This is a genomic window from Sporosarcina sp. G11-34 (assembly GCF_026931025.1).
This window is the reverse complement of the sequence record NZ_JAHNZW010000007.1, coordinates 1-14,357: the sequence shown is the minus strand read 5'-3', so window position 1 is coordinate 14,357 and position 14,357 is coordinate 1. Positions and strand designations below refer to the sequence as shown.

Here is a 14,357-nt window from a genome sequence, read left to right as displayed (position 1 = left end):
TCTATTTTCCGAGGCAAAAACGTGAAAACAATTCATTAATTAAACCTTCTTGCACAGTATCTCCAATAATTTCTCCGAGAATTTCCCATGTTCTTGTGACATCGATTTGAATCATATCTATTGGGATACCAATTTCGGCAGCTCCAAGCGCTTCTTCAATCGTCGTTCGTGCTTTATGCAGCAATGCAATATGTCTAGCGTTTGAAACGTATGTTAAGTCCTCTGATTCTATATTGCCTTCGAAAAAGAGTCCCGCAATCGCTTCTTCAAGCTCATCTATTCCTTCATCTGCCAAAAGTGACGTTGTCACAATTGTGGCATCATCTGTAAGTTCTTTTACTTTTGCTAAATCTATTTTTTGTTCCAGATCTGTTTTATTCACAACGACAATCTTATCCATTCCGGATACTGCCGTAAAGAGACGTTCATCTTCCACCGAAAGCTCTTCCGCACTGTTCAAAACGAGAAGAATTAAATCGGCTTCCTTCAATACTTGCCTTGACCTTTCAACACCAATCCGTTCAACAATATCTTCTGTTTCCCGGATACCGGCAGTGTCTACAAGACGAAGTGGTACACCTCTTACATTGACGTACTCTTCTATAATATCACGGGTTGTTCCCGCTATGTCAGTTACAATTGCTTTATTTTCTTGGACAAGACTATTTAAGAGTGAAGACTTGCCTACGTTAGGTCTTCCCACAATAACTGTAGCAAGTCCTTCCCGTAAAATCTTACCTTGTGCGGAAGTACGAAGTAGTTTATCAATTTCTTCTTTTACCCATGTGCACTTTTCAATCATATACGGGACTGTCGTTTCTTCGACTTCATCGTATTCAGGGTAATCTATTTTCACTTCGACTTGTGCTAATGTCTCAACGAGTGCAAGTCTTAACTGTTTAATTAACCTAGAAAGTTTACCTTCCATTTGGTTAAGCGCAACGTTCATAGCGCGATCTGTCTTCGCGCGTATAAGGTCCATGACCGCTTCTGACTGCGAAAGGTCAATTCGTCCATTTAAAAATGCACGTTTTGTAAACTCACCCGGTTCTGCAAGACGCGCTCCTTCTCTTAGCACAAGTTCAAGAACACGATTAACAGAAACAAGTCCACCATGACAATTTACTTCAACAACATCTTCGCGTGTAAATGTTTTTGGTTCTTTCATCAAAGATACCATTACCTCTTCAACAGTTTCACCCGAGGATGGATCTGTTAAATGACCGTAATGAATTGTATGTGATTGTTCATTTAATAAACTTTTTCCACTTGGTGAACGGAAAATCCGATCAGCTATTTGGATAGCTTCGTCCCCACTTAACCTGACGATTGCGATTGCGCCTTCTCCCATTGGGGTAGAAATGGCGGCTATTGTATCAAAGTGCACTTCTTCACCTTCCTAGCTTAGTTATTCACATGTGCATAACGTATTCCAGACATGACTATCTAACATAAAATAGTACCACAAATACACCCCATCTCAAAATACTAGGGCTAATTAATGTGGACAATTCATCAATATATGTTAATACAATAAAAAAAATCCCGACAAAAGAAGTTTTTTGCTTCCTTGTCGGGACTTTTTTACCGCATTCGTTCAATTGTAAGATACCTATAAGGATCCTTTCCTTCTGAATACGTTTCAATATCGAGTCTGTTTGACAATGCATGATGAATTACTTTTCTTTCGTAAGACGGCATCGGTTCAAGTTGGACTTTTTGTCCTGTCCTGACAGCTTTGTCTGCCATTCGATTGGCTAGTTGTTCTAAGGACTGTTCTCTTCGATCACGGTAATCACCTACATCGATTCGAACTACTTTAAACTGATTGGCATATTTATTGGCAACGAGGTGCGATAATTGTTGCAATGCATTCAACGTTTGTCCTCGTTTACCAATTAAAAGAGCCGCTTTACTACTTTCAAGCTGGAATGTTACATACTTCCCGTCCGTTTCATGGGTAACTTTGAGATCCTTTATACCCATCTCTTCGGCTATTTTCTGTAAGTATTGCTTCGTTTCCGTAATTGCATCTTTATCTTGGGACTTTTCTAAATCCACTTTTTCAAGAAGTACCGCAGATCCACCCGTTTTTACTTCGGTCGTTTCCTCGGAATCCGTTAAAACTTCCGCTTCAATTGTTTCCTTAGCTATTGCGGGCATTGTTTTTTCTTTAATTGGAAAAGATTCAACTACTTTTATGACGGTCACGGTTACTTCAGCATCTTTTGCACCGAAACCGAGAAATCCTTTTTTCCCTTTATCGATCACTTCAACTTCCACTTGGTCACGTGTTACATTAAGTGTTTTTAAAGCTGCTGAAATTGCCTCCTCAACGTTGGCTCCCTTTCGCGTCACTTTTTTCATTTTCTTTTCCCTCCTACTTTTATAGGCTCCACTTCTTTTTTCTTAAACGGCTTGTATATGAAAATATTTTGAATAATAGAGATGAAGTTACCGATTACCCAATAAAGTGCGAGTGCTGCCGGCAAGAATGTACCAAAGCCCATAATCATAAATGGCATAATGTACATCATCATTTTCATTTGTGGATTATCCATCGCTGGTCCAGTACGAAGTACAGCGAATTGCATAAGTCCCGCTAAAACTGCAAGTGTAATACTTGGCACGCCAAGTTCAAACCAAAGGAATTTCCCAATTTCAATTTCCGGTGTACTATTCATTCGGCTTATCGCATGATAGAAGCCGATTAGGATAGGCATTTGAATAAATACTGGTAAACAACCCGCTGCAGGATTAATCTTGCGTTCGGACATAATCTTTTGCATTTCAGTGCGGTATTTCTCTTGAGTAACAGCATCTTTCGATTTGTACTTCTCTTTAAGTGCTTTCAATTCAGGTTGAATTTCTTGCATCTTTTTAGAGCTTTTTGTTTGTTTAATCATAAGTGGCAATAAAACCAATCGAATAATAATTGTAACAGCAACAATTCCGTATCCATATGTACCTAGTAAGTCTTTAAACAATGTAATGAGTGAAACTAATGGCCAAACGATATATTCATTCCAAAAACCTGCGCTGTCGGCGTAAATTGGATCTCTAAATTCTGAACACCCGGCAAGGAATACAGACAATGCCGTCAACATGAGCAGAAGCCCTAACTTTTTCTTCAAATCGGTTCCCCCAAATCATTCTTCTTCCATTGTAAGACCTTTACGGTCAATAATTTCAGTTTATCATTTTCATATGAAGCATTCTACTTAATATTCTTCTTTAAGACTCGTGCAATTCGTAAAACATGCTGTAAACTTTTTTTAGATTCGTGAAAATCGATTTTGGCCGCCTGATGTCGAGCGATAATAACATAGTCCATATTGTTTTGCAGTTCGTCTTTCATTTCAAGGAATGCTTGTCTTACGTAGCGCTTGATGCGGTTTCTTGTAACCGCATTACCTACTTTTTTACTGACCGAAAGTCCGATACGAAATTCGGTTTGTTCTTCTTTTCGATAACAATAAACAATGAACTGTCGATTCGCAAAAGACTTTCCACTTTTAAAAACCTTTTGAAATTCCTCGTTCTTTTTTATTCGCTGGCGTTTGTTCATTTAAATACACCTGCTCCGTCAATATAATTTTCTTTAATTTGAATAAAAGTTCAAAAGAAGGGCAAAAAAACCAAGGTCTACTAAATAACGAGGTCTTAAACGCTTAAAAAGTTAGCATATCCCATACAACTTCAGATTTTTAAACTCCTTCTAAAAAAAAAAAGACCACTGAGGTATCAGTGGCCTTATGCTGAAAGTACTTTTCTTCCTTTGCGCCGACGAGCTGCAAGTATTCTGCGCCCGCTTTTCGTGCTCATTCTCGCACGGAAGCCGTGAACTTTACTACGTTTTCTTGTATTTGGTTGGAATGTACGTTTCATCTGTTAAGACACCTCCTGCATGATTGTAGGTTTATTCCCCTGACAGTCTTGAACAGTATAGCTGTTTTTTAGTCCTTCTGTCAACTGTTAAATAAAAGTCATTCATTTTCTCTTTGGTTTTTAAATAATTCCGTGCAAAAGTTACCCACAACATTAAATTAGTTCTGAGGAGTAAAGCGTGTATATTATTTTTCTTATTTTTTTCATCCACAGGACTTATTGACACCTTCTTCACATATTAATGGCTGTGGATAAGGGTTTTGTCCACACGATACGGCATTGTGGATAAGGTATTAAACATCTTGTAATATCCGTCATTCCCTGTTACAATTAAGAATGATTTCCTGTGTATATAATTATATAGCAAAACACTTATCCACAATTGTTAATACATTGTGGATACTTTTTTCCACTCTTTTGCATAATTGTTGTCCACAGGAGTGGAATCTGTGTATAATACATATCTTGCGCATTTTATTGTATTTGTAAGGGAGGCACGATATTGGAACACTTAGAAGAATTATGGGTGGAAGTTTTGGCGAAGGTTGAGCAGAAGATTTCGAGACCAAGTTTTGAGACTTGGCTTAAATCGACGAAGTTAATCTCGTATGGCGAAGAAAACGTTACAATTGCCGCACCAAACTCATTCGCAAAAGACTGGTTAGAAAGCCATTATGTACATCTTATTACGGGTATTTTATCCGAATTGACTGGTGAGGACAGGCTTATCCAGTTTGTCGTACCTAAAGAAATGGAAGAAAGTGATTTCTCTGTACCTAAACCTGTTGTAAAACCAATAGAAAAAACAAATCCGCCTACTGTATCCGGCATGCTTAATCCAAAATATACATTCGATACATTCGTTATTGGTTCCGGCAACCGTTTTGCACATGCTGCTTCACTCGCTGTTGCTGAAGCCCCCGCAAAAGCATACAATCCGCTGTTTATATACGGTGGCGTTGGTTTAGGTAAAACCCACTTAATGCATGCAATCGGACACTATGTAATGGATCAGAACCCGAACGCTAAAGTTGTCTATTTGACGTCTGAAAAGTTTACAAATGAGTTTATCAACTCCATCCGAGATAACAAAGCCGTTGAATTCCGTAATCGATATCGAAATGTCGACGTGCTTCTAATAGATGATATTCAATTCCTTGCTGGAAAAGAACAAACTCAAGAAGAATTCTTTCATACATTCAATACGCTTCACGAAGAATCCAAACAAATTGTTATTTCTAGTGATCGACCGCCAAAAGAAATTCCAACGTTAGAAGATCGCCTTAGATCCCGGTTTGAGTGGGGACTTATTACAGATATTACCCCTCCTGACTTAGAAACACGGATAGCAATTTTACGTAAGAAAGCCAAAGCAGACGGACTTCTTGATATTCCTAATGAAGTAATGACTTATATTGCAAGTCAGATAGACACAAATATTCGTGAATTGGAAGGCGCACTTATACGAGTTGTCGCTTATTCATCTCTTGTCAATAAAGATATATCAATGGATTTAGCAACAGAAGCATTAAAAGAAATCATTCCAAACGCTAGGCCACGCACGGTTACAATACTCGATATTCAAAAAACAGTCGGCGAACACTTTAATATGCGACTTGAAGACTTCTCTGCAAAGAAAAGAACACGTTTAGTGGCCTTTCCGCGTCAAATAGCAATGTATTTGTCAAGAGAGCTTACCGATTTCTCGTTACCTAAAATCGGATCTGAATTCGGAGGGCGTGATCACTCAACTGTTATTCATGCGCACGAGAAAATTTCTACAATGTTAAAGGATGACCAAGCTTTACAACAAGATGTCCAAGACATAAAAAACTCACTTGGTAGAGGATGACCTGTTAGTAACATAGGATAAGTTGAGCATACTAGTAAACAGGTTGTGCACATGTGGAAAACCTCTACTCAACTATGAAAAAACTACTTACTAACATATCCACAGCCCCTACTACTATTACTACTATTTAATTACTAATACATTAATATATAAGCGAGGGTAATAAATGAAATTTGAAATCGTAAGAGATCAGTTACTAGATGCATTGAATGACGTTATGAAAGCAATTAGCCAAAAAGTCGCAAATCCAATTTTGACTGGGATTAAAATTGAAGTAGATGAAAAAGGAATGACGATGACAGGAAGTGATTCGGATATAACAATCCGGACATTTTTACCTGTAGAAAAAGACGGGGAACAAGTAATTCGTGTTTTTAAAAAAGGGAACATCGTATTACAAGCAAAAGTTTTCAGTGAAATTGTTCGTAAATTACCAACAAATGATGTAATGATCGAAGTTGAAGACGGTTTACAAACACATATCCGTTCGGGTAAATCAGATTTCAAGTTAATCGGAACAGACGCTGAAGAATATCCAATCCTTCCAGACGTAAATAATGAAAATTACTTTTCACTACCATCTGACCTTATGAAGTCAATTATTCGTGAAACTGTATTTGCCGTATCACAACAAGAAACTCGACCTATTTTGACAGGCGTTCATTGGGAAGTAACCGACGAAGAACTTGTTTGTGTAGCTACAGACAGCCATAGACTTGCAAGAAGACTAACAACACCTGAAAAAATGCCTTCCGAGTCATTTAGTTTTGTAATACCGGGGAAAAGTCTCCAAGAACTAAATAAAGTATTACCCGATAATACTGAAACAGTAGAAATAGTAATCACAGACCAACAAGTACTGTTCAAAACGAGAAATGTTTTATTTTACTCACGTTTGCTTGAGGGAAATTATCCCGACACGTCTAGATTAATACCCGACGAATATAAAACGTCGATTACGGTTAACGGACGTTCACTTTTACAAGCAATTGATAGAGCTTCACTTCTTGCACGTGAAGAAAGAAATAATATTGTTCGTTTTTCTGCAACTGGTGGAAATAGCATTGATATATCATCGAATTCGCCTGAAGTTGGGAAAGTTGAAGAAACAGTGGAAGCTATCGGTATAACCGGAGATGATCTAAGTATTTCTTTCAGTGCTAAATATATGATGGATGCACTAAGAGCAATTGACGGTCAAGATGTACTTATTCAATTCACAGGTGCGATGCGACCATTCATTTTAAAATCCGTTGATGACGACACGATACTACAACTCATCCTTCCCGTACGGACATACTAAGTAAAAGGATAGTCACTTAAATGGCTATCCTTTTTACTTATGGATGAAAGTTAGGTAAAATAGAAGGATAGACTAACAAACGAAGGATTGAGTGCAAATGAATGAACTTAAAATTGATACGGAGTTTATAACTCTTGGCCAGCTTTTGAAAATGACGAATGCAATTAGTTCGGGCGGCATGGCAAAATGGTTTCTTGAGGAACACATTGTTTATGTAAATGATGAAAAAGAAAATCGTCGGGGTAAAAAACTTCGCGAAGGAGATATAATAACGATTCCAGGAGTCGGAAACTTTAAAATTCACGGAATGGTTACTGGATCACCAGATGTATATTGAACGTCTTGCATTAAAAGATTATCGGAACTATGCATCACTTGATTTGTCTTTTTCCCCGAAAATTAATGTTTTAATCGGGGAAAATGCTCAAGGAAAAACAAACATCATGGAAGCAATCTACGTTCTTTCAATGGCGAAATCCCACAGAACATCAAATGATCGTGAGTTAATACGCTGGGACCAAGAATATGGTAAAATAGAAGGAGACATTCAGCGTAAATATGGACGTCTACCTCTTGAGTTAACTCTTTCAAAAAAAGGGAAGCGAGCAAGGGTTAATCACCTGGAACAAAAACGTCTGAGCTTATACATCGGACAACTAAATGTTGTTATGTTTGCTCCAGAAGACTTAAATCTTGTGAAAGGGAGTCCACAAGTAAGAAGAAGATTTCTTGATATGGAAATTGGACAAATATCTCCTACTTATCTCCATGACCTTCTTACATTCCAAAAGATTCTAAAACAGCGAAATGCAATCTTGAAAGCCAATCGTGGGAAATTAGATTTTAAAGACGTCATGTTTGACGTGTATACAGAGCAGTATATTCAAGTAGCTATACAAATTATTCGTAAACGGTTTTATTTCATGGAACTTTTACAAAAATGGGCAGAGCCTATCCATAAAGGTATTTCACGTGGAAAAGAAACGCTTAAAGTATCCTATGGAACACTAAAAGAACTCGATTCAGGACAGACTACTGAAGAAATGGAACTACTTCTTGAGAAAAGATTGATTGAAGGAAGGCGTAGTGAACTAGAACGCGGTCTTACTTTAATTGGTCCACATCGAGATGATCTTCACTTTTATGTGAATGGGTACGATATCCAAACTTATGGTTCACAGGGGCAGCAACGTACAACTGCGCTGTCGCTTAAACTAGCGGAAATTGAACTCGTAAAACAAGAAGTAGGTGAAGCACCCGTTTTGCTTTTGGATGACGTTTTGTCTGAGCTTGACGATTACCGGCAATCCCACTTATTGAACACTATTCAAGGGGAAGTTCAAACATTCGTAACGACGACGAATGTTGCCGGAATTGATCACGATACAATCCGCCAAGCCGATTTATTCGAAGTAAATGCTGGGGAAGTAGCTAAAGCTGTCAATGTAGAGGAATAGCAAATTTTAACGATTTCACATGAATGGGGTTGAATAGTCCATCCATGAAAATCGTTGTCTTCGAATATTGAGTTGCTATAGGGTTAGAAAGGGAAGGTGAACAGTTTGGCAATGGATGAGAAAGATATGCAGATGGCCTATGATGAAAATCAGATACAAGTGCTCGAAGGACTTGAGGCTGTCCGCAAACGCCCCGGTATGTATATTGGGACGACAAGTTCAAGAGGACTTCACCATCTCGTTTGGGAAGTTGTCGACAATAGTATCGACGAAGCACTCGCAGGTTACTGCGATCATATAGAAGTTACAATGCAAAAAGACGATTGGATTCGTGTCGATGATAATGGGCGGGGTATTCCTGTTGGAACCCAAGAGTCAACGGGTCGCCCAGCCGTTGAAGTAATTATGACTGTTCTGCATGCCGGAGGTAAATTTGGCGGCGGGGGTTATAAGGTTTCAGGTGGATTACATGGCGTCGGTGCAGCCGTTGTGAATGCATTATCCGAACAAACGGAAGTATTCGTTAGACGTGATGGAAAAGTTCACTCCATTGAATTCAAAAAAGGAATACCTACAAAAGAACTTAGTGTAATTGGTGATGCAGATGAAACAGGAACAAGCGTCCGTTTCAAGCCTGACGCCGAAATTTTTACTGAATCCACACACTTTGAATACGATATTTTAGCTAACCGCCTGCGGGAGCTTGCGTATTTAAACCGTGGTCTTCGAATAACTATTACAGATGAACGTACAGAAGAGTTACGGACAGACATGTATTACTACGAAGGTGGGATTAAATCCTACGTTGAACATTTGAATAAAAACAAAGAACCAATTCACGAGGAGCCAATTTTTGTTGAAGGTGAAAAAGACGGAATCTCAATTGAAATCGCGATGCAATATAATAGCGGTTATGCAGAGAATCTATTTTCATTTGCTAACAATATCAATACGTACGAAGGTGGAACTCATGAATCGGGATTTAAAACAGCACTTACACGAGTTGTGAATGATTACTCCCGAAAAAGTGGTGCACTAAAAGAGGCTGATCCGAACTTATCCGGTGACGATGTACGTGAAGGTTTGACAGCAATTATCTCAATCAAACATCCAGATCCACAGTTTGAAGGGCAAACAAAGACGAAACTTGGAAACTCTGAAGTGAGTACGATAACAAACTCATTATTTTCAGAAGGATTGCAACGTTTTCTTCTTGAAAATCCGTCAACTGCAAAACAAATTACCGAGAAAAGCTTAATGGCTGCACGTGCGCGTCTTGCTGCAAAAAATGCACGTGAATTTACACGTAGAAAATCGGCCCTTGAAGTGTCAAGTCTTCCGGGTAAATTAGCAGATTGTTCTTCACGCGATCCAGCTATTAGTGAATTATATATCGTTGAAGGAGACTCGGCGGGGGGTTCTGCAAAAATGGGACGCGATCGTCATTTCCAAGCAATTCTCCCGCTTCGAGGAAAAATCTTGAACGTCGAAAAAGCTCGACTTGACCGGATTTTAGGTAATCTTGAAATCCGTGCGATGATTACTGCTCTTGGCACGGGTATTGGAGAGGAATTCGACCTTTCAAAAGCGCGTTATCATAAACTCGTTATTATGACGGATGCAGATGTCGATGGTGCGCATATTCGTACGCTTCTGTTAACGTTTTTCTTCCGTTTTATGCGACCACTTATCGAGGCTGGTTATGTTTACATTGCACAACCCCCTTTGTATCGTGTTAAACAAGGAAAAATACAAGAATATTGCTATACTGAAGATGAACTTCAAGAGATAATCAATCGATTATCACCTACGCCAAAACCAGTTATTACAAGGTATAAAGGTCTTGGAGAGATGGATGCAACACAATTGTGGGATACAACGATGGATCCAGGTCAGCGTACACTCCTTCAAGTAGAACTCGATGACGCGTTTGCTGCAGACATAACATTTCAAGACCTTATGGGTGACGAAGTCGAACCACGTCGGAAATTCATCGAAGATAATGCAATATATGCACAAAATATAGATACATGATAATTATGAGCTTTTTAACAGGAAGGAATGAAGTTCAATACCTCCCTGTTAAAGCCCTCGGCGGATGCCACGGATTTTAAAAGGAGCCAATTGAGCAAGCTCAATTCAAAATCTAGGCACAATTACACCAAGGCGAAATTGATTTACCTTTTTAGGATCGTTGAGTTGAAAGGAGTTTAACAACATGGCAGATATGCCGAAACGTGGTGTGAAGGGGATTAACATAAGTACGGAAATGAAGACATCATTCCTTGATTACGCAATGAGTGTTATCGTTTCACGTGCGCTTCCCGATGTGAGAGATGGTTTGAAACCGGTTCACCGTCGGATTCTGTATGCAATGCAGGATCTCGGAAATACCGCGGATAAACCACATAAAAAATCCGCACGTATCGTTGGGGACGTCATTGGTAAGTATCACCCACACGGTGACAGTGCAGTTTACGACACGATGGTACGGATGGCACAAGACTTTAACTACCGCTATATGCTAGTCGACGGTCACGGAAACTTTGGTTCAGTCGATGGCGATGGTGCCGCAGCGATGCGATATACAGAATCACGGATGTCGCGTATGGCGATGGAACTTCTTCGTGATATTAATAAAGACACTGTCGATTATCAAGATAACTATGATGGGCAGGAAAGGGAACCAATCGTTCTTCCAAGTCGTTATCCAAACCTATTAGTCAATGGGACGACGGGAATCGCGGTTGGAATGGCAACGAACATTCCCCCACATCATCTTGGAGAAACAATTGACGCTGTTCTTGCACTAGCGGATAATCCTGCGATTACTACGGATGAATTGATGGAAATTATTCCAGGCCCAGATTTTCCAACGGGCGGAATCATTCTCGGGCGTAGTGGAATCAGAAGAGCTTACGAAACGGGGCGGGGTTCAGTCCTTATCCGTGGAAAAGTAGAAATTGAACAACAATCGAACGGCAGGGAAACCATCCTTGTTAACGAGTTACCGTTCCAAGTGAACAAGGCACGTCTGATTGAAAAGATTGCAGAGCTCGTTCGTGATAAGAAGATTGAAGGTATTACTGACTTGCGGGATGAATCGGATCGTACTGGAATGCGTATCGTCATGGAAGTACGTCGTGATGCAAATGCCAACGTACTGTTAAATAACCTGTACAAGCAAACAGCACTTCAATCGAGCTTTGGTGTCAACATGCTTGCACTCGTCGATGGTCAGCCAAAAGTTCTTGCGTTAAAAGAAATCTTATATCATTACCTTGAACATCAGAAAGTTGTCATCCGTAGACGCACTCAGTACGACCTAAAAAGGGCTGAAGACCGTGCGCACATTTTGGAAGGACTTCGTATTGCACTTGATAATATCGATGCAATCATCACTTTAATTCGTGGGTCGAAAACAACGGACGAAGCCAAAACTGGATTGATGGACCAATTTAATTTATCGGATCGACAAGCACAGGCAATTCTTGATATGCGTCTCCAACGTCTAACAGGACTTGAGCGCGACAAAATTGAGGATGAATACAATACCTTGCAAGTTCTTATTTCAGAACTCAAAGCAATTCTTGCTGACGAAGAAAAACTTCTTGAAATTATTCGTGAGGAACTACTTGAAGTAAAAACCCGTTTTGCGGACAAACGCAGAACAGAAATTACTTTAGGTGGAGCAGAGATGATTGAAGATGAAGACCTAATTCCGGTTGAAAACTCAGTCTTGACGCTTACTCATAACGGATATATTAAGCGATTACCCGCGAATACATACCGCAGTCAACGGCGGGGCGGTCGTGGTATTCAAGGAATGGGAACAAATGATGATGATTTCGTAGAGCATCTATTGAACACATCCACACATGATACCATCCTGTTTTTTACAAGCAGGGGACGTGTATTCCGAACAAAAGGTTATCAAATCCCAGAGTTTAGTCGTACAGCAAAAGGACTTCCTATCATAAACTTATTAGGCGTCGACAAAGACGAAAAAGTAACAGCTATGATACCAGTTGAGGAATTTGAAGAAGATAAGTACTTTTTCTTTGTAACTCAAAACGGAGTTGCCAAGCGAACTCCCGTCTCTGCCTTTGCAAATATCCGCTCAAATGGACTGATTGCACTTACGTTGCGTGGCGACGATGAACTTATTGGAGTTAAAATGACAGATGGTAATGAAGATGTCGTTATTGGAACGAAAGACGGGATGCTCATTAAATTTAACGAAACAGATATTCGTTTAATGGGTCGATCCGCTGGTGGTGTTCGTGGTATACGTCTTCGAGAAGGCGATATTGTAGTAGGTATGGATATTGTAAACGATGACCAAGAGATACTCGTTGTTACTGAAAAAGGTTTCGGTAAACGAACACCAATAGAAGAATACCGTATCCAATCCCGTGGCGGTTACGGATTAAAAACATTGAATGTTACTGAACGAAACGGTTTACTCGTTGCAATGAAAGCCGTAGATGGTACGGAAGACCTTATGTTAATTACGATAAATGGAATTTTAATTCGTATGGATATAAGTGATATCTCCGTAATCGGCCGTAGCACACAAGGTGTCCGACTCATTCGACTTGGGGATGATGAACTAGTAGCAACCGTTGCCAAGGTTGAAAAAGATGAGGACGAAGATGAAGAAGAGAACGTTGATGAAAACAACGGGGCTGAATTTACTGAAGATGAAGTTAAACAAGAAGTAGATCCCGTTGAAGAAGATGAAACTGAAGCTTAACGTATAATTAGCAATCGTCGGAGTGGCCAAGATGCCATTACCGACGATTTTTTTATAGATTAAATTAAACCTATTATAGAAGGAAGATGGTTTAAGACCTAATTCAAGGTGTTGAATTAAAGATACTAACTTGAACAAGTCCAATGATAATCGCTTTATCGAGCCGTTGATTGCCGTTGCAAGCGGACGCTGTCCACTACAATCAACTAGGTTACCCTACGCAAACACCAAGTGTTTTTAGTCGGATACCTTATTCTAACTTGCTTTGGTTGCCATTGGAAAGGCGTCTACACCCGGTTTTTATATGTATTCGTGCTTTCAGGATATTGAACAGAAAAGTTGGACAAGACTTGAAACAATTAAAAAACCATGATGAAATCATGAAGAAAGCCTTATAGAACGCGGATTGAGGGATAAACAATATAGTATTCTAGTTAGTGCCAAATAGTTTTTTTAAAAAAGGGTTGCATTATGAAGTAGAAGCTGTTATATTTAAGAAGTTGTCCGATCAACCGAAACAAACATCTGAAACAAACGATAAAAAAGAAATTTTAAATTGTTGTTGACAAGTTGAATGTAACTTGATATGATGTAGAGGTTGCTGTGGAAAACCAGTAACGAAATAGAAAAGGAATGCAGTTCGGTTCCTTACTATAATGAATCTTATGAACCTTGAAAACTGAACAGCAAAACGTCAACGAAGCGTTTGAGTGGTTTCCACTTAAATAGCTTACAACTCGGAACACTTCGGTGAACAGAGTATAAACGTTTCCAAGTAAGTCGATTTCCGTCGAACGAACAGAAACAAAGGAGAGGAATTCAATTCCTCTTTGCTAGCAAGAAATGAGCTATTCATTTTCTTCTATTATGGAGAGTTTGATCCTGGCTCAGGACGAACGCTGGCGGCATGCCTAATACATGCAAGTCGAGCGAATCTTTAAAGGAGCTTGCTCCTTTAAAGATTAGCGGCGGATGGGTGAGTAACACGTGGGCAACCTGCCCTACAGATGGGGATAACTCCGGGAAACCGGGGCTAATACCGAATAAACAGTTTGTCCGCATGGACAAACTCTGAAAGACGGTTTCGGCTGTCACTGTAGG

The 14,357-nt window shown here is 39.5% G+C and carries 11 protein-coding genes and 1 rRNA gene; 7 read left to right on the top strand and 5 right to left on the bottom strand.

Annotated elements, in window-relative coordinates; translation table 11 throughout:
* Position 1 precedes the first annotated feature (1 nt).
* The 5 genes from mnmE to rpmH form a co-directional block, all read right to left on the bottom strand.
* Entirely contained in the window at positions 2-1,387 is a 1,386-nt protein-coding gene (gene mnmE, locus KSU66_RS11115; protein WP_269051532.1) for a tRNA uridine-5-carboxymethylaminomethyl(34) synthesis GTPase MnmE, read from the bottom strand.
* 197 nt (positions 1,388-1,584) lie between these two features.
* Positions 1,585-2,367 carry an RNA-binding cell elongation regulator Jag/EloR gene (jag, locus tag KSU66_RS11110; RefSeq protein ID WP_269051531.1) on the bottom strand — a complete coding sequence of 261 codons (783 nt, stop codon included), beginning with the start codon at positions 2,365-2,367 and terminating at the stop codon, positions 1,585-1,587.
* Entirely contained in the window at positions 2,364-3,134 is a 771-nt protein-coding gene (gene yidC, locus KSU66_RS11105) for a membrane protein insertase YidC (RefSeq protein WP_269051530.1), read from the bottom strand. Before yidC ends, jag begins: the two co-directional genes overlap by 4 nt.
* Positions 3,135-3,217: 83 nt before the next feature.
* Positions 3,218-3,568, bottom strand: coding sequence for a ribonuclease P protein component (rnpA, locus tag KSU66_RS11100; protein ID WP_269051529.1), 351 nt, complete (start codon positions 3,566-3,568; stop codon positions 3,218-3,220).
* Positions 3,569-3,753: 185 nt separating this feature from the next.
* Positions 3,754-3,888: a 50S ribosomal protein L34 gene (gene rpmH, locus KSU66_RS11095; protein WP_269051528.1), complete on the bottom strand. Its 135-nt coding sequence runs from the start codon at positions 3,886-3,888 to the stop codon at positions 3,754-3,756.
* A gap of 502 nt (positions 3,889-4,390) precedes the next feature.
* On the opposite strand from rpmH, the gene dnaA reads away from it, so the two are divergent.
* The 7 genes from dnaA to KSU66_RS11060 all read left to right on the top strand — a co-directional run.
* A complete protein-coding gene (dnaA, locus tag KSU66_RS11090; RefSeq protein ID WP_269051527.1) occupies positions 4,391-5,740 on the top strand; it encodes a chromosomal replication initiator protein DnaA in 1,350 nt (449 codons plus the stop codon).
* A gap of 166 nt (positions 5,741-5,906) precedes the next feature.
* On the top strand, positions 5,907-7,043 hold the full coding sequence (dnaN, locus tag KSU66_RS11085; protein WP_269051526.1) for a DNA polymerase III subunit beta: 1,137 nt from the start codon (positions 5,907-5,909) through the stop codon (positions 7,041-7,043).
* A 97-nt stretch (positions 7,044-7,140) separates the two neighbouring features.
* A complete protein-coding gene (gene yaaA / locus KSU66_RS11080) occupies positions 7,141-7,380 on the top strand; it encodes a S4 domain-containing protein YaaA (RefSeq protein WP_269051525.1) in 240 nt (79 codons plus the stop codon).
* Complete coding sequence (gene recF / locus KSU66_RS11075) at positions 7,370-8,500, top strand: DNA replication/repair protein RecF (RefSeq protein WP_269051524.1); 1,131 nt, start codon at positions 7,370-7,372, stop codon at positions 8,498-8,500. Before yaaA ends, recF begins: the two co-directional genes overlap by 11 nt.
* 111 nt (positions 8,501-8,611) lie before the next feature.
* A complete protein-coding gene (gyrB, locus tag KSU66_RS11070; RefSeq protein ID WP_269051809.1) occupies positions 8,612-10,534 on the top strand; it encodes a DNA topoisomerase (ATP-hydrolyzing) subunit B in 1,923 nt (640 codons plus the stop codon).
* A gap of 184 nt (positions 10,535-10,718) precedes the next feature.
* The gene (gene gyrA, locus KSU66_RS11065) at positions 10,719-13,256 is read left to right on the top strand and encodes a DNA gyrase subunit A (RefSeq protein ID WP_269051523.1); all 2,538 of its coding nucleotides are present in this window, start codon (positions 10,719-10,721) and stop codon (positions 13,254-13,256) included.
* Positions 13,257-14,120: 864 nt separating this feature from the next.
* Positions 14,121-14,357: ribosomal RNA gene (locus KSU66_RS11060) — 16S ribosomal RNA — on the top strand; the annotation flags it as partial.